Raw genomic sequence first — 19,095 nt, forward strand, 5'->3', positions numbered from 1 at the left:
GAGAGGGTGCGATGACCGACACGCTGTTACCACCGAAGCAGAGGTTGACGCCGAAGCCGTCGTCGCCTCGGCCGAAGGTCCGAATGTCGTGGCTGCTCGTCGCGACCGGGCTGTTCCTGTTCGTGATCCTGCTCGTGTTGTGGGCGGTGTCGAACGCGTCGGAGCGGACCGAGGTGCTCGTCGTGATCGAGCCGGTTGCCGCTGGTGAGTTGATTCCGGACTCTGCGATCGGGACGACTGCGATCTCGGCGGAGGAGGGTTTCGGTCGGATCTACGTCGCCTCTCAGCGTGACGTGCTGGTCGATGCGGTGGCGCTGACCGATCTGGTGCCGGGCGATCTGCTGGGTCCGTCATCGGTGACTGGTGAACCGGAAACGCTGTTGGGTGAGCAGTTGGTCGGGGTGGTGTTGCGGTCGGGCAGGTATCCGACCGAAATGCAGCGTGACGATGTCGGCGTCGCGGTGTCGACGCTCGACCGTGAATCGGCGGAGCCGGCATCGGTGCCGGTTCGAATTGTGTCGGTGTCGATCTCCGAAACGCTCGAAGCGTCGGTGACCATGGCCGTAGCGACCGAGGACGCCCCACTGGTCGGTACGTGGGCGGGGCAGGACGAGATGGTGCTGGTCATCACACCTTTCGGAGCCGAGCAATGACCGTCATCGCAGTGACCTCATGGCGGGGCGTCGGAACGTCCACGACGGGATTGCTCCTTGCTGCGGCCGTTGCTGCGTCGGGGAGCGAGGCCTGGTTCGTGGAGGCCGACGCAGCTGGGGGAGTGCTCGCAAGTCGCGCCGAGGGGCTGGATACGTCGGGCGGATTGGAGCGGGTTGCGTTCGCATTGTCGGATGAGCCGGCGCATCGTTCGCTGGCCAGTTGTGCTCGTCGGCTCGGGCAGGTGAACGTTGTGACTGGTGCGTGGGATCCGTTCCAGGCGTGGTCGACCATCGCATCGCCGCGTCGCCCATGGGTTGCTGGGCTTGCACGTTTGGACGGCACGGTCGTGGTCGATGTTGGTTCGATGCGGGGTGGCAACGTCCCGGCCTGGCGGGTACTCGATGTCGCCGACGTCGTGGTGGTGGTGGCGACGCCCGAACCGGCCTCGTTGACCTCGACTGTCTCGTGGATCGACTCGAAGGGACAGACGTCGCCGGGAATCGCTGGGCTGTCGACGCAGCCGCGTCTGGTCGTCGTCGATGCTCCGCTGACGACGGGGGAGCGGTTCGGACCTGACGTTGCGGGTGAACTCGGTGATCGTCTCGTTGGCTGGTGGCCGTGGGAGCCGAAGGTGATCGATCACATCCATCGCGGCGGGGGCCTCGACCATCGTTCGATCCGTCGTTTCGCACTCCCACGTGCTGCCCACGCAACTGTCGAGTCGCTGCTTGGACGGACCCGAGTGCAAGAGGCGGTGTCGGTATGAGCGCCGTGACCGACGCGATGCTCGAGACTCTGGCCCAGGAGGTTCGTCGCGACCACGGGCACCGTCTGCCGATGAAGGGGCGTGACGAGACGGCCGAGGAAACACAGTTGCGTGAGGAACGCACGCGGCTCGTGTTGGAGCGCGAGGTGCTGGCCGAGGTCGCAGAGGCTCGCCGCGATGGCCGGCTCGAACCGTTGTCGGAGGCTGACGAGACGGAGGTGATCGATCGGATTATCGCAGGGTTGTTCACGATTCCGAAGCTCATGGGCGCATTGCGGAATCCGAACGTGACCGACATTTTGGTGTTCGGCTCGGCACCGGTGCGGGTTGAGTCGCTCGACGGCTCAATCGTGGAGTCCGCTCCGATGGTGTCTCGCGACCGTGATCTGGAGCGGATCATTTACGACATCTCGGTCCAGCACGGCCGGCCGTTCAACATCGAGAACCATGAGGTCGATTTCGAACTCGAACCTGGCGTCCGATTCCATGCAGGAGGCTTCGATCCGGTGCAGCGCCCGTACATCGCGATCCGGCGCGCAGCGATTTTCGGTGCTTCGTTCGATGCGCTGTACGACCGCGGTGCAGCCGATGTGGGGATCGTCGAGTTCCTCCGTGCTGGTGTGCGCGCTGGGTTGGGGATCCTGTTCGTCGGGCCGATGGGGTCGGGGAAAACGACGTGGCTGCGGGCGACGGCGTGGGAGATCGACCCGACCGAAGTGATCACGACGATCGAGTCGGACTTCGAGCTGAACATCTTGCAGATGGGCAAACACCCCTACGTCATCGCCTACCAGAAGCGGCTCCCGACAACGATCGACTCGAAGGGCTACACGCCGGGCGAAGCAATGCGCCCGGCAATGCGAACCCGTGCGCATTGGATCATCGTCGGCGAGGTCCGTGGCGGCGAGGGAGCGCCCCTCGTCCGGGCAATGCAGACGGGTCAAGGCGCGATGGGAACCGTGCATGGCGGCGACTCCGAGGATGCGCTCGACAACCTGGTCAACCTGATCGCGTCGGATTCGGGCCAGCACGCCCGTGACGTGAAGACGCAGGTGTACCGGGCCGTAGACATCGTGGTATCGCTCGACGGCTCGAACGCCGAGGGCCGCTACGTGTCCGAGATCGTCGCGCCGTCGGTGGAGAACGCGGGGGAGCGCTACGTGCTTCACCGGATCTTCGGTGAGGTCGATGGCGCGCCGGATGCTCGTGCTCGGGCGCTCAACGAACCCCAGACAGCCATGATGCGCAAGCTCGTTCGCCGATCGCCCGGCTTCTCGAACCAGTGGTGGACCCGCCCCGAAGACACCTACAAGCCACTCGACTTCAGCGGGGCAAGCTGATGTCGGCGCTCCCCATCGCCCTCCTCGCTGGCCTCCTGGCCTGCCTCGGAGTGGGGGCTGTGTACCTCGCGTTCAACCCGCTTCCAATGTCGTCTGGACCGAAGCGTTCGATGTCTGCGAGCGGTCAGCGCGATCTGCTCACCGCCGTCGTGGTTGGTGGTGTAGTGCTGTTCTTGACGCGTTGGCCGACCGCAGCGGTCGCTGTGACTGCGTTCGTCGTGTCGTGGCGGTGGTTGTTCGCGACGTCGGAAACGAAGGTGGAACGGGCGAAGGTCGAAGCGATCGCACAGTGGCTCGAGGACCTCCGTGATGTGGTTCGCCGTTCGAGCGTGGCGATCGAGAAGGCAGTCGAACTCGTCGCCGACGACTTCACCGGCGTCCTTGCCGAGCCGATGAACCGATTCGCTCTGCGGCGCCGGCAAGGGGTCCGTCTTCCCGAGGCGCTCGCAGGGCTCGCCGATGACATTGCCCATCCGACCGCCGATGCTGCCGTTGCAGCAATTGTTCTCGTCGTCGGTGGAGCAGCGGGTGGCGGGCGGATCTACGACACGCTCGATGAACTCTCTGCTGCTGCGCGTGACGAGATGCGTGCTCGCGACGAGATCGACCGAACCCGTCGCATCTTCCAACGTGCGATGCGCCGGCTCGTCTCCCTCACGATCCTGTTCGTTGGTGGCCTCGCCATCTTTGCATCGGATCTGTTGTCGCCCTATCGGACGGTGCCGGGTCAGATCTGGCTGCTGATCCCATGCGGTATGTGGGCGACTTGCCTCGTCTGGTTGCGCCGGCTCACCCGTTACGACCTCGGCGCCCGCTACCGACTCCGCCTCCCCGAGGACGTGACGTCATGAGCATGTGGAACGCCGCCGTCCGCTCTGGCGTCGTCGTACTGCTCGGCCTGTACTCGCTGATCCGAGCAGTTCGCCGACCACGACTCACACTGCGCGCAGTTCGAGCGCGTGTCGAACGACCTCACGGCACGAGGACATCGCAACCGGGGACGGGCAGGGCGATGTCGTCGAGGGTCGGGGGCGCGCTGGCGTCGGGTCCGCTGGGTCGGCTCGTGGACGAACGGCTGGGCAAGTCGCTTCGCCTCGCTGGGCTCACCGTGCCTCACGTGCTCGGTCAAGTCGTGACCGCCGTATTCGTTTCGGCGCTCTCGATGGCGATGCTCGTCTCGTTCCTCGTCGCCACCGGGTCCGTGTCGCCGTCGCCGCTCCTCGGTCTGCTGTGTGTCGGTGTGATTGCATTGTTCGGGTGGCGTGTCATCGCCGACGCCCGATCCCGGGCGATCCGGCGGCAGCGGGCGTTGCGGCGGGTGGTGAACGACTTCGTCCAACTGCTCGCCATCGCGCTGACCACGAACCGTTCGGTCGAAGACTCGATCTTGTTCGCCGCCGACGCTGGAGACGGCGACGGTTTCGAACTGCTCCGCCAAACGATTTCGACCGCACAGCCGATGGGCATCAGCGTGTGGGACGCCCTCACGGCAATGGCGAATACCTACGACCTTCCCGAACTGCACGGGCTCACGACGTCACTGCAACGCCAGGCCGGGGTCGGTGTCTCGGTCGCAGCGACCATCCGGTCCGAGGCGAAGTCGATGCGCGACAAGCAACTCTCCGACCTCAAGGACCGCGCCGACAAGGCCAACTCGAACCTCTCACTTCCGACGATGGGGATGGTGTTCGGAATGGTCATGTTCCTCGCCTACCCGATCATGCGCCAGATCTCTGACGCCTTCGCCTGAACACCCACACCAACAAGGAGAACACCACAATGACCACCAACACCACCCGTCACGCATCGACTGCCATTGCGGTCTGGCTGACCCTCACCTACCAGCACGGCCGAGAACAGGCCGACCACGTCTGGGCTCGCCTCAGCGACGAGTCCGGCGTCGAAGACGCTCCATCGAAGCTGATCTACCTTGCCGTCGCGGTCGCCGTGGCGATCGCTGCCGGCCTCTTCATCATCGGTGTCTTCAACGATGCCCAGACAGGCGTACCCGACCCGGTCGCACCCTCCCCGTGATCGCTCGAAGATGACGACAGCGACGACGAACCGAAACGAGCAATCGGGCCGACCGGTTCCGTCGCGCTTCCGGGGAGATCGGGGAGCGATCGACGGCGGGTTCGAGATCATGTTCGGTTCGGTCGCGATGATCTGCTTCGTCCTGCTCATCGTCGAGTCGGTCAGCTTCTGGCATGCCCGCAACGTGTTCGACGAAGCAGCAGCCGAAGGCGTCCGCGTCGCCGCAGCGTTCGACGGCACCTGTGCGGCAGGCACGTCCACGGCCCAGTCCCTTCTTGATCGACGAGCCGGAGGATGGTCGTCGGGTGTGCAGGTGTTGTGCTCAGAGGCCGACGGAATCGTGACCGTCACCATCAGCGGAACAACCCCCGGCGTGCTGTTCGACAGCGCCGGGTTCCGAGCATCCGTCACCGAGTCAGCACCGAGGGAACAATGAGACGCCAGGCCAACCGACCCGCGCCTCGAGATGCTGGCTTCGTCAACGCCGTCGAGGTCGTCTACCTCGGCATTGCCGCGCTCGTTGCCATCACCTTCCTCGGGTTCATCGGCCGACTCTCTGCAGCCGGCGTCCAAGTCACCAACGCATCACAAGACGCAGCACGCGCCGCGGCCATCGCACGTGACCCAAACGAGGCCCGCACCGCTGCGAACGCCGCAGTGCAACGATCCGGACTGCCTGGTCGGTGCCTCGGCGACCCATCGGCCTCGATGAGTTGGAGCCCCTCCGACCTCGGCACGTGGCAGGGCGGAACCGTCACCGTCACCGTTTCTTGCAACGTCTCCAACCAGGCCCTCACCGGTGTCTGGACCCCTGGCGAGCGAACCGTCACGGTCAGCGATACCCAAGTGGTCGAGAGGTTCCGCAGATAGGGCCATGAGTTCAGCATTTCTGAAGCCTTCGTTGCCGGGAACCCAAGGGTGGGTGGCGGCCTGCGCATGGTGCGGGCGCTGGCGTTCGGCGAACTCGGACGCGAAGGGTTCAGCAGCAGTCGTCGAGGCTGTCGGCGGTGAGTGCTTCGCGTCCTTCGAGGCCGAGGAATACGACGACGCCGAGTGCTGCGATGGGGTCGGCCCACCACCATCCGAAGGCTGCGTTGAGCACGAGGCCGCCGAGCACGACTGCGGAGAGCCAGACGCATGCCCAGGTCTGGTTGCTGTCGGCTTCGGCGGCTTTGCTGGCGAGCGCGATCGCCACACGCTTTTTGCGGCGGGCGAGGATCGGCATGACCATCAGCGAGGTGGCGGTGAGCGCGATGCCGATGATCGAGGTGTCGGGTTCGTTGTTGTCGACGAGCGCGTTGATCGCGTCGTAGGCCACGAACGCTGCGAGCAGCAAGAAGCTGACGCCGATCACGCGGGTTGCGATGTGTTCGACTCGTTCGGCGCGCTCGGGGTTGCGTCGTTCGACATTGAGACGCCAGAGCAGGACGCTTGCCGAGATCGATTCGACGGCGCTGTCGAGGCCGAACCCGATCAGTGCTTGGCTATTGGCGAGCGTTGCTGCGGTGATCGCGACGATGCCTTCGGTGACGTTCCACGCAATGGTGAAGATCGCGAGTCGTTGCGCGATGACGAGCAGTCGGGAGCGCTCGGCGGTGTCAGCGATGACGTGAGTAGCGGTGGGCTGGTCCATGGGTCAGTTGGTGCATGTGCCGTCGAGTTGGAGCCGGGCGAGGATTCGCAGGGCGTCACCGAGTTGTGGGTCGGCGTGGGTGTAACGGACGTGGCGCCCCTCGTTGGTCGCGGTGACGAGGCCGCACTCGCGCAAACAGGTGAGGTGGTTGGACAGGTTCGCCCGGCTGGTGTCGAGACGTTCCGCAAGCTGTGCGGGGTAGCCGGGTTCGTCGAGCAGGGCGATGAGGATCTGGCGGCGGGTCGGGTTCGCCAGGGCCCGGCCGACACGGTCGAGGGTGTCAAGATCAACGGTGCGGGTGAGTGTGTCCACACCTCAACAGTACATGCCCTGCTGTATTGTTGCGACTGCTCAGTTGTCGAGGTCGGGGTGGTTGACGGTGTCGGTGAACTTCGAGGCGGCGGTGATGGAGAGTCCGAAGAGGTCGCAGAGTCGGCGGGTGTCGCCTCCGGTGGCTTCGGCTTCGTGGAGGATTCGGTCGCGGCGGAGTGCGTTGACGCCGCCTGGGTAGTCGACGGTGGTCTTCATCCAGCGGCCGCCGACGGGTTCGAGGCGTTGGTGGTTGCGGAAGTGGATGAACAGGTGCGGGTTGATCGCTCTGGGCCAGCGTCGGGCTCGGTCGGCGAGGTAGGCGTCGATGCGCCCATGGACGGGTGCAGCGAGGGGGATGGTGCGAGTGCCGATGTGAAGTCGGCGGTCGTAGAGATCGATCAGTCGAATGTTGCGGAGCTGGCCAGTGTTGAGGCCGTGGTAGATCGCGAGCGCAGCGACGGCGGCGCGAGCCGAGTTGGGGTCGTTGAGCGCAGCGTCGATGAGGGCGAGGTCGGCGGGCGTTTTGGGTTTGTCGGTGTCGGCCCCGGTGGAGATCCGGGCGGTCGGGTTGACGAACACGAGACGGCGGGCTTTGAGGACTCCGAACAGGCTGCGCAACGCGAGACCGGTGCCGTGCCGGTTGATGCCCTCGACAGCGAGCGCAACGATCACGTCGTCGCGGGTGATGGTGCGCAGCGATGTCGTGCCGGTGGCTGCCCATCGGGTGAGGGTGGGGAGGAACCAGCGGGCGTAGAGCCGGATGGTGACCTGGTCACGAGGACGGCGCCGAGGCGCGGTGGTGCTGCCCGCGTGCATGATGTCGAACCACACGCCGATCTCGCTGCGCATCTGATCGGGCAGGTGGTCGACTCGAGTGTCGAGCCAGCCGACGATGGCGGGTGTTCGGTCGTCGTCGAACATGTGGACTTCGTCGAGGAGGTCGCGCACGACTCGGGCGGGCAGGCCGAGTTGTTGGAGCACGGAGATTTCGGTGGCGGTGATCGCAGCGCCGGGGGTGTGTTGGAGATCGAGCAGGATCCGGACCGAGCTGCGCACGTTGGTTTCGTGTTGAGGGTTCCAACGCAGCCGCTCGGCAACCGCGGTGACGTGCTCGCTGAGCGCGGCAGCCAGGACTGGGTCACGGGGCGTGCGCGGTGGCGGGCGACCGTTGCGCAGGTCCGGCGTGTGATCGAACAGGACAAGTTGTTGGTGTGGGACCGGCCGGTCGGGCCAACCAGCGGTGCGTTCAGGGACCGGCGCCGATGGAGGGGCTCGGCCGGCTTTGACCATCTCGGTGAAGACCAGTTGCTGTCCGGTCGAGCGAAGACTCGTTGCTGGGATCTTGAGGCCGTGTGCTGCGCGGTGTGCGGCAAGGTGTCGGTAGCAGCATCGACACAGTCTCTGGCTGTCTCGTGCGAGGTTCCGGTCGCACCCAACGCAGACACCAGTCCGATGGTTCTTTCGGTAGCTGAAGCACGGCCGGCAGACCCAGCGGCCCCGGCGAGTGACGCCCCAGGCGTGGCAGTCGATGCAACTTCCGGGTGGTTGGGGAGCGTCCCGGGCGCACAACACGCACTTGCCGCCAGTGAAGTAGTTGGTGGTCGAGCCGCACCCGTCGCAGGGTGGCTCCGGTTGCGGACCGCCGGGCTGGCACCGGTAGCAGAACAGGGTGCGGCGATGCGCCCGTGGCCGCTCGAGACACGTCGGACACGTCGGTGTCGAACTCACGCGGGTGGAACGGTTCTGTTCCTTCCGTGCCGCGGAACCCTTGCCGACGACGTCTCATTGACCGCTTCTTGGGTGGCGGGTCGTTGGGCGTCGACCTTGTCGGGTTCGCGGATCAGCAAATCCTCGGTGGTGCAGTCCAGGACCGAGCAGATCACGTCGAGGTCGTCGAGTCTGATCGTGGTCGGGTTCCCGGTCCACAACCCCGACATCTTCCCGGCCGAGATATGCAGACCGGCATCGGCGAGCTGGCGGCGCAGTTCGGTCGATTTCCAGATGCCGCGTTCAGCTGCGGTCATGCGCAAGTTCCAACGCATCGCGATCTCCTTCGTGTTGGTTGAGGCGGGTGGTGACCCGCTCGTTGGCCGACGTCCACGCTTGTTCGATGTGGTCGTCGTGGACATGGATGTAGCGGGTGGTCGTGGACAGCCAGCTATGGCCGAGCAGTTCCTGGATTGCCTTCAGGTCGATGCCGCGCTCGTAGAGCGACGACGCACAGAAGTGACGCATCCCGTGCGGCGTGAGCCGGCCGGCCCAGTCCGGCAGCCACGTCTCAACGGCCGCGACGAACCCGGTGCGCAACTGGTTGGTGCCGATCCGACCACAACGCCCCGTGGTCGAATCACGTCGTTCGCTCGGGAACATCGGCGCGGCCGGATCGTCCCAATCGTCGCCGAACTGGTGACGGACATCGTTCATCCACCACTCCATCAGCGCATCGATGCCGTTGATCCCCGGGACCAGTCGAACCTTGGCGCCCTTGCCGTGATGGCCCTTGCCGAACCGGACGTGCAACTTGCCGTGCGGACCCAGGTCGCGTCGCCAGTCACCGATGTCGAGCATCTTGGACTCGTTGATCCGCAACCCGCCCCGCCGCCACAACGACGCCGCCGTGTAGTCGCGTGCCGCCGGCAGATACTTGCGGGCGTGGGGCAACGTTTGAGCCCACGCCGTGAACATCGTGTCGATCTCAGCCGTCGACGGCGGGACACGGATCGAGTCCCGGTCCGATTTGGTCGGCCGGTTGAACTCATCGATCGGCTGCACCACCACGACACCAGCAAGGGCGTGGATGTCGCCCTGATAGCGGGCGATCACGAACTCGAAGAACGACGCCACCATCCACGCCTTCGTCTGCACCGTCGAGCGGGCCTGGCGACGATCGCGTCGCAGCCACGTCAAGAACCGGTCGCCGTCACTCGGTGTCGCGGTCCACATCGGGCGGCCGAGGAAACGGACGAACTCGAACACCGTCGAACGCTGCGACGAGATGTAGTGGTCAGTCACTCCCGACGCGACCGCTGCAAGGCAGAACTGGTCGACGAGTTCCTGCTCGAGATCCTCCAACCCACCCAACGTCTGGAAGCTGCGCTGTGAACCCAACGACCGCACCACCGCCAACCCGCCCGACATCAGCGTTCACGCAACCCGATCGAATATCACAGAAACACGAGAGTAGTCGACAATCCCGAACACTCTTCACAAAAGCTCGGCAGTCTCAGAAGCCTGCCCCGTCCCAGTCCGCCGGTCGATCAGGCGCAACGCGCCCCGACCAACTCAACACATTCCCCACATGAGTTCACGCCGCATCCAGAGTGACCAGGGGTCGGCATCGGTAGGTCTCGTACTGCTTGTCGTGATCGTGATCGCCGGGGCCGGGCTGATCTTTGACGGAGCCCGCTACCTGTCGGCCGAACGACATGCCTCCAATACTGCGGAGGGTGCTGCGCGAGCGGCTGTCGCCACCGGCTCACCGAGCGACGGCCTGCAAGCCGCCGACGCGCGCCAAGCCGCGGTTGCTCATGCCACCGCCCTCGGCGTGCCAGCCGCCGATGTCAGCGTGTCGTTCCCGTCGCGGGACACCGTTGTCGTCACCATCACCGAGCGTCGCTCGACCACCTTCGCGAAGTTCGCCGGCGCATCACAGATCGTCGCCACGGCGGAGGGCCGCGCCCGATTGGAGTTCTCATGAACAACGCTCGACAACTCGTCGCCCGCATCGGCGCTGCGCTCACATTGCTGGTCCTGGTCGTCGTGCCGCCCGTGCTGGTCGTTCGCCTCATCGGTCGACCGTGGCCCGACTGGGCGACGCTGCGCAGCCAGGTCGACGGCGGCCGACTGACCAACGACACCACCATGCGGATTGCCGCTGCCATGTTCATGGTCATCTGGATCTGGGCCATGATCCAGGTCGCCTCCGAAGTGTTCGCCATCCTCCGAACGCGCTCGGTGCCGATCGGCCGAGCCACACATGCCTCGCTGCCGACGCCGACCGGCGGAAACGGTGCCCTGCACCGACTGGTCCGCATCGCACTCCTCGGCTCGGTTACCACCGCTGCCACCGTGTCGAGTTGGTCGAGTGCCGGCATTGCCGCAGCGCCCCCACTCGCGCACCTCACCTACCCACTCGATGCCCCGGCTACAGCACCGGCCGACCCGACAGAGAGCGTCCCGTCCGAATCATCGAGGACAACGATCGTCACGACGGGTCGCGAGACGCCGCTCTCGCTTGCAGTCGACCTCGGCGATGAAACACTTCGCGATGACATTATTGCGATGAACCGGTCGAGTGACTGGTCCGGAGGGGTGTTCCCGGCCGGAACCCGAGTCACCGTGCCCGTCGCCGCAGGTGCGGCAGCCACGGTCTCGACCGTCGCTCCTGGTCTCGTCACCGAGTACGAGGTACAGGCCAACGACGGGATGTGGGATGTCGCCGAAGCCCTCCTTGGCGACGGTTCACTTCACCACGAACTCCGCGAACAACTCATCGGCCAAGAGGTCGCACCCGGCATCACTTTCGATAACGACACCTGGGTCATCCATCCCGGATGGGTGTTCGCCGCGCCAAGCGTCCAGCCGAGCAACGCCGCCCAAATCAGTACGTACACGGTCGTCGACGGTGACACGCTCTCGGGCATCGCCGAGACCCACCTCGGTCACCCGGACCGGTGGACCGAACTGTGGGAACTGAATGCCAACCAACCAATGAACGACGGCCGGACCTTCACCGATCCCAACCTCATCCTTCCCGGATGGAACCTGACCCTCGAAGCCCCGGATGCACCGATGCTCGACGAGCCGACCGTCGCCGAGCAGCCCGCACCGACCTTGCCGACACCGACCCTTGACGAAGTGGAGATCGCAGAATCACCGGTGCCCGGCAATATCGAGACCGTCCCCGAAGTCGCAATGCCGGCGCCTACAAACGTCCCGCCGCGAACGGCGACGCCGGCACCGGCGTCGGTACCCACCGAGGCGACACCTGTTCCGACCAGCAACGTGTCCGAGAACGACGATGAGCCGGCGAGCGAGTTCGGGTCGGTCTTCGCAGACGAGCAGCGATCGGTGTGGCCGACGCTCGCTGCCGGAATGCTCCTCCTCACCGGCCTCGCCGAAACCGCCCGCCGGCTGCGACGCCGACGTATGACGAGCGTTCCCATCGGAGAGCAACTCATCGAGCCGCCACCCGTCTCAGCAGGAACCGAACTCGCCATAGCCAACCGAGAGGACACCGACCGGCTCTCCACGCTGCGGACCCTGCTCCGACAGTTCACGCCCTACGCACGTCAGTACGCCGAACCACCACCGGTAAGGGCCGTGCAACTCGGCACTGACCGCCTCGAACTTCTCTTCACCCAACCCGCCCCGTCACCGCCGAGTGGATGGTCGAGTGTCGACGGCGGCCGGTCGTGGACACATCGGTTCGAACGCGACGCCAGGCAAACATCGCGCCAACTCCTCACGCCGGCACTCGTGACGATCGGTACTCGCAACGACGAGGACGGCCACGAAGTACTGCTCGACCTCGAAACAGCAGCGCGCGTAGCCATCGTCGGTGACCGAGAAGCAGCGCTCGGACTGGCCCGATCGATGGTGCTCGAACTCGCCACCCGACCACTCGGTGTCCCCATCGATGTCTGCCTCGTCGGGTTACACGTTGACTCCACCGACCTGTGCGACCGGGTGTGGACGAACACGACCGTCGAACGCTCAATCTCGGCCGCTCGACAGATGCTCGCACTCCACGGAACTGGCGACGCAGACACGATCATCGCCGCCCGCGCAGAACTCGACGAAGACGACGGTGACCACGACCCCCAGATCTTCATCATCGACGGAGCAGCACTGAGCGACGCCGACCAGGCGTTGCTCAACGGACTCATGACCCTCTGCCGACCATCGTCCGGTAACGCCGTGGTGCTGATCGGAGAACACGCCGACGCCATCGAGCGGATCACCATTGATGGAGAGATCGGATGCTGGGAGCAAGTCGAACTTCGAGTCCCCAACGTCACACTCGAAGCTGCGGCCCAAGCGGCGGTCATGCTCGACTCGGCCGCCCACGGACCCACCGAGCCGCTACCCAGAGCGGCCGCAACCGATACGACCTCGAACGTCGATGCGCTGGCATCCGAGTCGGAGCCGACCGCTCACGTCGGAACAGCCCCATCGATGCCCGGACCAGAACTTGAGAACGAAGAACCGACTGACGACGAGCAATACGAACCGCCGCCCTACGAGGTACTGATCAAGGTCATGGGCACCGTCGAGATCGACGGTGGCGATCGCAAGTTCAGCTCCCAAGAAGTCGAGATGCTCGCGCTGTTCACTTGCCTACGGCACCGGTCGATGCTCACCAAAGACCTCGTCCAAACGAATGTGGGCGACGAGATCAGCGACCGCACCGCCGGCAATCGCGTCTCCGGCCTTCGACGCACGCTCGGCGCCGGACCCGACGGCAACGACCTGCTCTCGAAGGCCCAGGCTGGCCGCTACTCGAACGGCGCCATGCATCTCAGCCCGCTCGTGCTGACCGACTACGACCTCCTCCGGCACCGCTACGACGCATCGCTCGACATGACCTCCTTCGACGCGATCAACGTCCTCCGAGACGGTCTGCCACTCCTTCGTGGTCCGCTGTTCCGGGTTCGATCCGGGTACCGATGGGTCAGCCCGGAAGGGATCACCAGCCAGTTGCAGAGTGGCGTGATCGACTACGCCGCACGCCTGATGGAACTCGCCATGGAAGTCGACGACATCGCTCTCGTCCTCAAAGCCACGAGCATCGCTGGATGCGTGCTCGACGACCCGATGGTTGAACTCCCGATCCGCAACGTCGAGAAGCACTACGCCGACGCCACCGGTAGCCCCGAACTCGCCCAGTCCGTCCTCGCCGCCAAGCACCGGTTCATGGACTACGTCAACAGCGAAGACGCACTTGCCGAGGGGTGATGCTCGAAGATTCCCTCAGCGCCGAGGCGTTAGGCATACGTCATCTCGACGGGAGAGCGATCGACGCCGTATCGCTGTGAGACGTATTCGACTCGGACCGTCTGCTTCGCTCGCGTGAGCGCTACGTAGATCGCCCGGTGGTTGTCGTGATCGATGTTGAGGCGATTGATGATTCCGTCTCGAGTCGCCAGTTCCGACGTGAGAAACAACACAGCGGGCCACTCGAGGCCCTTCGCCTGGTGGACACTGAGTCCCAGAACAGGCGTTTCCCCCGCCGTGGCGAGGCTCTTCAAGCGCTCCATGCATTGGTTTGCGATTCCTCCTGGCTTCTTCCAGCGTCGATTGACAATGGGTTCGAACTCGGCGCGCACGGTGTCCCAGACCTCACCTGGCGAAGTCGAGGGGTCCTTCAAGACAGCGACGACGGTGGCGAGTTGACCTTGGATGTCCTCGGATCCGATTCGGCGCCGAGCCTCGCCCACGCCCGTCGCATCAACGCCGAGCATGTCGTGAACAATTTCGTTGAGAACCAGTACAAAGCAAGATGCTGCCCAGCCGCCATCCATTCTGCTGGGCCGGCCAGCTGGGAGCACCGGCCTGGCGTCATAGGTCCACAGGTCGAGCCAGTCCTGTGCGATCACGACGTCGAACTCGTCGTCGAACCCTGGAGGCTCGACCGTAAACCAATCCCCGTCGAACAGCAGATCTGCGAGATCCCTCATCTCAGCGGTCTCAAATCGACGCGATCCACGCATCGGGAGGCTGACGAAGCTGTGATCTGTGATGAGGTCATTGACCACTTTGGGGGTTGAACCTCGGAACTCGTAGAGCGTCTGCCAAGGGTCGCCGACCATCGTCACCGTGAGTCCAGCTTCGATTGCTCGCTCGACAATGCGAGCGTCGAGGGGGTTCATGTCGAACGCCTCGTCGATGAGAATGTGGCACGCGCCAGCGGCGAGGCACGCCCTCATAGCTCGATTGAACGTCGGGTATCGGGCGTCGTCCAGGGCAGCGGACAGCACGCTCCGAATCTCCGCATGCGTGCAGATCCCGTCGGAAAGTGCTTCGAGGTACTTTTGCTGGTCCGTGAAGCAGGGCGAGGGAGCCGTGATGTTGGATCTCGTCGTGCCGATCGACACCGATCCTTCGTCGTCGAGCGACAGCACACATCGATCCTTGTTCCTCAACCGATTCGTGGAGTCTTCGTGCTGATTCCATGAGTCGCCGATTCGAGTGGGCGCGACTCCGCCAGGCCATTCGACGAGGCCCTCGGCGATGAGGTAGCGCACGAGCCGTCGGTGGAGGTCGTCGAAGGTGTGTATCCCGTTCGGCGTTCGCACTGCTCGATTTCCCCAGCGTCCAGCAACGCGCGTCTCAAGCTCTCGGCGTGCCGAGCGAGCGAAGGTGACGCCGAGGACACCGCGCGGATCATCCGCAAATCGGACGTGGCGGAGATGTCCGAACGCCTCCGTTGCCATGAAGGTCTTCCCCGACCCAGGCCCAGCCCGGACGTACAGCCGAGGGTGGCGGCTCGTGGCAGCACGAAGCTGCTCCGGGGTCATGTCGTGCCGGTTCATGGTTCGTCGTCGAGATCAGAGTCGGGTGGGAGGAAGCCGTCCCAAACGAAGTCGAACAGATCGACGAAATGTGCTGGGACCGTTACGTCGTCGGGATCCGCGGAGATTGCGTCCGCAACCTTCTCTGCGAAGGTGGCCTTCTTTCGTCTGCCTACTTCGCCGAAATACTTGTACACGGCCTCCGCCGTGATCTCATCAGGGTCGACAAGCTCCTCGTCATCGACGTTCATCTCGGCGAGTACATCTGCCACCAACTCTTCGTTGCCGTCGACGAGTGATGGTTCAAGAGTGGGTTCGTTCCAGAAAGCGTCGAAGTGTGCGCTTCGCTTCTTGTCGACCCATGGCGGCTCAGCCTTCTCGTCGCTGTCTCCAAGAACGCCCAGCTTCGTCGAGATCTCTTGTCCTGGCCTGGTGAGGAGTCCAGGCAGCCACGGCCCCACGCGGCTGCCAAGAACCGTGATGGTCAGCGCTTCGATGAAGCGCCGCTTCTGGCGGTCACCGTTCGCCCACACCCGGCCGAACTCTCGAACCAGGAGTGCGTCGGTGATCCCTTCGACGAGCACGACTCGATCGGAGAACAAGCCGGCTGCCCGGGCGACATCGAGATGTCGACGGACTCGATCGAGCTGACTGGCGGGAAGACCGAACGACTTGACCGTACGGGCGACAGGCTGTCCGCCCGAGCGAGTGAACACCACAAGCTCATTCGGGTCGCACGCGGAAACAATCTGATCGGAATGCGTGGTGATGATCACCTGTACCTCCGGACGTTCGTTCACCACCTCTCGGAGGTACTGCACGAGACCGTGCTGCAGCTGAGTGTTCAGGTGCGCTTCGGGCTCCTCCAGGATCACGAGTGCATGGAATTGGCGAGCGAACAGCGTCTCGTCTTCGAGGGAGCGAGCCAGTTCTGCATTCTCCATCTCCTCGCGCCGCTCTTCGTCGTCAATATCGTTGTCGAGATCCGCTTCGTTGTCGGGATCTGACTCATCGCCTGGGTCTTGTTGGTTGGGCGGAGGTGGGACGTGGGTGAGGTCCGGGATTGCTGCGAGCACCACGGCGATCTCCAGCAAGTTTGCGTAGCCGAGTCCTTCGCCCTCGATGCGGTAGGCGTTCGCCCTCGATTCACCGACGGTCGCCATCAGGAAGTCGAATACCCTCGCAAGCAGTGTGTCATCGACTGTGGTGGTTCCCAGATACGGGGTTCGCCCGGCGACGCCCACGGTGAGCTCCTCAAGGTGTTCGGCGACTCGTTCCTCAGCGTCACGCACGGGCCAAGCTCCGGTGAGATTCGCGATTAGGGTTCCGAGCCGGCCTCGAAGCTCGCCGAGGGATCGATCGCCTCGCGTGCGAAGCGCCTGAGACTTGAGCAGCTCGACGATGACGCGAGAATCGCGGCCCGCCAGATCGCGATCCGGATCGCGTGTTGGCGAGAGGTACATCACGGGGAGCTGGCCAGGCGGAATGGGTGAATCGCGGTTGACCTGGATACGCCCCATCGAACTGCTGAGGGCCGTCTGCCAGGTCGGTGCTCCACCGGCTCCCCGGAGGGTGTCTCCGAGGGGTGAGGCTCCAGGCGGCCCGAGTTCGTAAGTGATATCGATTGTCGGCGACGTCACCGACCGTGCCAACGCCGCTGATGACAGCCGACCGAAGTACGGGAACACATCCGGATGCGACATCGCTATCGAGTCAATGATCGTCGACTTTCCATGCGAGTTGCCGCCCGCAAGGACTGCAAATCGGCCCGGTATCACGCATTCGAGCGGTGTGTCTCGTGCAGAGCGATACCCGTGTGTCTCGATTCGCGATAGATGCATTCTGGGTCCCGCTCTCGCCGTTTGGTTGCGGTCTCGAACTCTACGCAGGGGGAGTGCGACGGTCCCGGACCGTCAGAAGAGCGTGCCCTGATCGCCGTCGGGTGGCCCGGTGCGCGGTGGACGGGGGAGTTTGAAGTTGCGGGCGAGTTCGTCGATGGCGGCGGTGAGGTGTTCGGGTCCGGAGTGCCAGGCGTCGTGGTCGATGTAGGCGGTCAGCCAGTTGTTGACTGGCGGTTCGCTGCTTCGGCTTGCTCGGACGAGGGTCGTGTGTGCGGCGGCGATGTCGACCGGGCTGTGGCCGGCGTCGGGGTCGCGGACGGCTTGGTGGATCATGGCGACGGCGGCGCGTATCTCGGGTGTGGTGGGCATGTCAGGGCTGGAAACTGCAGCCGCTGGTCGGCAGGTCGGCGGCGAGCGGGATCGGTGTTCCATGCCAGAGGGCGTCGAGCAGTCGTTGGGGGCAGTGGCGGACGCCGTTGATTCGGAGTTCGAGGTGGAGGTGTGGGGTGCCGGATCGACCCGTGTCGCCGGAGTCGGCGATGTGTTGACCGGGCGCGACGGTGTCGCTCTCGGCGACGTGGGCTCGGCTGTTGTGGCAATACGTATGGCGGAGTCCGTCGGGGTGTTGGATCGTGATTCCGACACCGCATGAGGTGCACGCGGTGGGCGGGTTCGAACCGCCGCATCCGGCTCGCCACCAGTTGCCGGTCCAGGTGCCGACGTTGGCGACCGTGCCACCCGTCATTGCGTAAATCGGCGTGCCGGTCGGGATGAGGAAATCCCATGCCGGGTAGTGGTGGTGTGGGTCGTCGAGGGTGCCTTCGCCGATGACTTCGCGAGGTGCGGGCAGTGCCCAGTCGCCGGTGACGGCGGTGGGCCCGCATGTGATTGCGTTCTCGCCGCTGGCCTCGGCCTTCTCGTTGTGGGTGTCGAGCCAGCGGGTTTGGTACTCGCGGACGGTGAGGGTGTTGCCGGCCGATGGTGCGGGGATGCGATCCATCCAAGAGGGGTCGTCGAGGGCGGCGGGGTAGTACCAGACGATGGGGACGGCATCGACGGAGTTGTCGTTGTCGGCGAGGATCGCAGACACGTTGACGCCAGCAACTTGGTCTTGGATGAAATCGGGCGCTGAAGCGGCGGTGGGGTAGAGGTCGGTGGAGACGTCGGCTTCGTCAGCCCAGTAGCGCCAGGTGCTGTCGATGTACTGGTACGCGCCAGAGGCGCTCGAGCCAGCTGCTTCGATCTGGTAGTCGCCCCCTGATTCGAGGGTGCGGATGGTGTCGAGGATCGTTCCGAGCTGCCCGCACGCATACACGCCGGTCGAGTCGCCGCCGTTGGCGAAGACGAGCGGGATCGACAGGACGAATCCGATGGATCCGAAGATGAGGGCGGCGATGGCTTTCACGTGTGCAACAGGCCCGTGAATCTCCGGATCGTTTCAGGAAGAGTTTGTTGAAACGATCGGCGCGATCTGGGGCCTGTTGGGGTTTGAAGCGGTGCCGCATCGGGCGGCGTCGCCGGAGTCCGTGGAGGATCCCCATGCACAACATCCGCCGTCACCTGCCGTCGTCGGCTGATCCGACCACCGCACGGCCGGTCACGCCGACGCCCGGCGGCCGGCGCACGGGTCCGCTTCGTCGTCGGTTACAGCTCGTTCGTCGCCTCGGGGGTGTCGTCGTCCCAATTGCGACGGCAGCGTTGTTCTCGAAGCCGTCAGGAGTGGTGTTGGCCTCGCCGCTCGATGATGTGTCGCCGACGTCGGAGGGACTGCCGGGCGCCGAGTTGTTCCAGAACATCTTGGGGTGGGCGTTCTGGGTGGCACTGGGCGTGTGCGGCCTCGTGATTCTGTATGGGGCGGCGACGTGGCGGGGGATGAACGGCAATTCGGGTCGAGGTGTCGAGGGCAAGATGTATGTCGCCGCAGGGGCGATCGGCGCAATGGTCATCGGCCTGGCACCGACGATCGTGTCGGTGCTGTTCGATGCCGGCCAGGCCGGGTGAT

At 64.7% G+C, this 19,095-nt stretch carries 21 protein-coding genes; 12 read left to right on the forward strand and 9 right to left on the reverse strand.

What is annotated here, in order from left to right; genetic code table 11:
- The first annotated feature begins 83 nt into the window (after nucleotides 1-83).
- The 8 genes from ACE37B_RS01235 to ACE37B_RS01270 all read left to right on the forward strand — a co-directional run bounded on the left by ACE37B_RS01235 (nucleotide 84) and on the right by ACE37B_RS01270 (nucleotide 5,664).
- Complete coding sequence (locus ACE37B_RS01235; protein ID WP_409921471.1) at nucleotides 84-653, forward strand: hypothetical protein; 570 nt, start codon at nucleotides 84-86, stop codon at nucleotides 651-653.
- Nucleotides 650-1,420, forward strand: coding sequence for a hypothetical protein (locus ACE37B_RS01240; protein WP_409921472.1), 771 nt, complete (start codon nucleotides 650-652; stop codon nucleotides 1,418-1,420). Before ACE37B_RS01235 ends, ACE37B_RS01240 begins: the two co-directional genes overlap by 4 nt.
- Complete coding sequence (locus ACE37B_RS01245) at nucleotides 1,417-2,760, forward strand: ATPase, T2SS/T4P/T4SS family (protein ID WP_409921473.1); 1,344 nt, start codon at nucleotides 1,417-1,419, stop codon at nucleotides 2,758-2,760. Before ACE37B_RS01240 ends, ACE37B_RS01245 begins: the two co-directional genes overlap by 4 nt.
- On the forward strand, nucleotides 2,760-3,611 hold the full coding sequence (locus tag ACE37B_RS01250) for a type II secretion system F family protein (protein ID WP_409921474.1): 852 nt from the start codon (nucleotides 2,760-2,762) through the stop codon (nucleotides 3,609-3,611). Before ACE37B_RS01245 ends, ACE37B_RS01250 begins: the two co-directional genes overlap by 1 nt.
- Before the next feature lie 212 nt (nucleotides 3,612-3,823).
- Nucleotides 3,824-4,510, forward strand: coding sequence for a type II secretion system F family protein (locus tag ACE37B_RS01255; protein WP_409921475.1), 687 nt, complete (start codon nucleotides 3,824-3,826; stop codon nucleotides 4,508-4,510).
- 29 nt (nucleotides 4,511-4,539) lie between these two features.
- Nucleotides 4,540-4,794 carry a hypothetical protein gene (locus ACE37B_RS01260; RefSeq protein ID WP_409921476.1) on the forward strand — a complete coding sequence of 85 codons (255 nt, stop codon included), beginning with the start codon at nucleotides 4,540-4,542 and terminating at the stop codon, nucleotides 4,792-4,794.
- Between the two features lie 10 nt (nucleotides 4,795-4,804).
- Nucleotides 4,805-5,230 (forward strand): hypothetical protein, encoded by a 426-nt coding sequence (locus ACE37B_RS01265; RefSeq protein ID WP_409921477.1) that lies wholly within the window; start codon nucleotides 4,805-4,807, stop codon nucleotides 5,228-5,230.
- Nucleotides 5,227-5,664, forward strand: a complete 438-nt coding sequence (locus ACE37B_RS01270; RefSeq protein ID WP_409921478.1) for a hypothetical protein — start codon at nucleotides 5,227-5,229, stop codon at nucleotides 5,662-5,664. The genes ACE37B_RS01265 and ACE37B_RS01270 overlap by 4 nt, the downstream gene beginning before the upstream one ends.
- A gap of 109 nt (nucleotides 5,665-5,773) precedes the next feature.
- Here ACE37B_RS01270 and ACE37B_RS01275 read toward each other — a convergent pair whose 3' ends face one another.
- The 5 genes from ACE37B_RS01275 to ACE37B_RS01295 all read right to left on the reverse strand — a co-directional run bounded on the left by ACE37B_RS01275 (nucleotide 5,774) and on the right by ACE37B_RS01295 (nucleotide 9,877).
- Entirely contained in the window at nucleotides 5,774-6,427 is a 654-nt protein-coding gene (locus ACE37B_RS01275; protein WP_409921479.1) for a cation diffusion facilitator family transporter, read from the reverse strand.
- 3 nt (nucleotides 6,428-6,430) lie between these two features.
- Nucleotides 6,431-6,739, reverse strand: coding sequence for an ArsR/SmtB family transcription factor (locus tag ACE37B_RS01280; protein ID WP_409921480.1), 309 nt, complete (start codon nucleotides 6,737-6,739; stop codon nucleotides 6,431-6,433).
- A 39-nt stretch (nucleotides 6,740-6,778) separates the two neighbouring features.
- A complete protein-coding gene (locus ACE37B_RS01285; RefSeq protein WP_409921481.1) occupies nucleotides 6,779-7,795 on the reverse strand; it encodes a hypothetical protein in 1,017 nt (338 codons plus the stop codon).
- Nucleotides 7,796-8,463: 668 nt separating this feature from the next.
- Complete coding sequence (locus ACE37B_RS01290; protein ID WP_409921482.1) at nucleotides 8,464-8,781, reverse strand: helix-turn-helix domain-containing protein; 318 nt, start codon at nucleotides 8,779-8,781, stop codon at nucleotides 8,464-8,466.
- On the reverse strand, nucleotides 8,750-9,877 hold the full coding sequence (locus ACE37B_RS01295; RefSeq protein WP_409921483.1) for a tyrosine-type recombinase/integrase: 1,128 nt from the start codon (nucleotides 9,875-9,877) through the stop codon (nucleotides 8,750-8,752). Before ACE37B_RS01295 ends, ACE37B_RS01290 begins: the two co-directional genes overlap by 32 nt.
- 160 nt (nucleotides 9,878-10,037) lie before the next feature.
- On the opposite strand from ACE37B_RS01295, the gene ACE37B_RS01300 reads away from it, so the two are divergent.
- Together ACE37B_RS01300 and ACE37B_RS01305 are read left to right on the forward strand one after the other, a co-directional pair.
- Nucleotides 10,038-10,436: a pilus assembly protein TadG-related protein gene (locus ACE37B_RS01300; RefSeq protein WP_409921484.1), complete on the forward strand. Its 399-nt coding sequence runs from the start codon at nucleotides 10,038-10,040 to the stop codon at nucleotides 10,434-10,436.
- Complete coding sequence (locus ACE37B_RS01305) at nucleotides 10,433-13,696, forward strand: hypothetical protein (protein WP_409921485.1); 3,264 nt, start codon at nucleotides 10,433-10,435, stop codon at nucleotides 13,694-13,696. The genes ACE37B_RS01300 and ACE37B_RS01305 overlap by 4 nt, the downstream gene beginning before the upstream one ends.
- Nucleotides 13,697-13,725: 29 nt before the next feature.
- Here the strand turns inward: ACE37B_RS01305 and ACE37B_RS01310 are convergent, their stop codons facing one another.
- Complete coding sequence (locus tag ACE37B_RS01310; protein WP_409921486.1) at nucleotides 13,726-15,273, reverse strand: ATP-dependent helicase; 1,548 nt, start codon at nucleotides 15,271-15,273, stop codon at nucleotides 13,726-13,728.
- Nucleotides 15,270-16,127: an ATP-dependent nuclease gene (locus ACE37B_RS01315; RefSeq protein WP_409922867.1), complete on the reverse strand. Its 858-nt coding sequence runs from the start codon at nucleotides 16,125-16,127 to the stop codon at nucleotides 15,270-15,272. The genes ACE37B_RS01310 and ACE37B_RS01315 overlap by 4 nt, the downstream gene beginning before the upstream one ends.
- Between ACE37B_RS01315 and ACE37B_RS01320 the strand changes: the two genes are divergently transcribed.
- Entirely contained in the window at nucleotides 16,011-16,259 is a 249-nt protein-coding gene (locus ACE37B_RS01320; protein WP_409922911.1) for a hypothetical protein, read from the forward strand. The genes ACE37B_RS01315 and ACE37B_RS01320 overlap by 117 nt on opposite strands.
- 906 nt (nucleotides 16,260-17,165) lie before the next feature.
- On the opposite strand, the gene ACE37B_RS01325 is transcribed toward ACE37B_RS01320, so the two are convergent.
- Nucleotides 17,166-17,462 (reverse strand): hypothetical protein, encoded by a 297-nt coding sequence (locus ACE37B_RS01325; protein ID WP_409921487.1) that lies wholly within the window; start codon nucleotides 17,460-17,462, stop codon nucleotides 17,166-17,168.
- Between the two features lies 1 nt (nucleotide 17,463).
- Nucleotides 17,464-18,498: a peptidoglycan DD-metalloendopeptidase family protein gene (locus ACE37B_RS01330; RefSeq protein WP_409921488.1), complete on the reverse strand. Its 1,035-nt coding sequence runs from the start codon at nucleotides 18,496-18,498 to the stop codon at nucleotides 17,464-17,466.
- Nucleotides 18,499-18,632: 134 nt separating this feature from the next.
- Here ACE37B_RS01330 and ACE37B_RS01335 point away from each other — a divergent pair, with 134 nt between their 5' ends.
- Nucleotides 18,633-19,094: a hypothetical protein gene (locus ACE37B_RS01335; RefSeq protein ID WP_409921489.1), complete on the forward strand. Its 462-nt coding sequence runs from the start codon at nucleotides 18,633-18,635 to the stop codon at nucleotides 19,092-19,094.
- Nucleotide 19,095: the final 1 nt, after the last annotated feature.

It is taken from the genome of Ilumatobacter sp. (assembly GCF_046290335.1).
Lineage (GTDB): Bacteria > Actinomycetota > Acidimicrobiia > Acidimicrobiales > Ilumatobacteraceae > Ilumatobacter_A.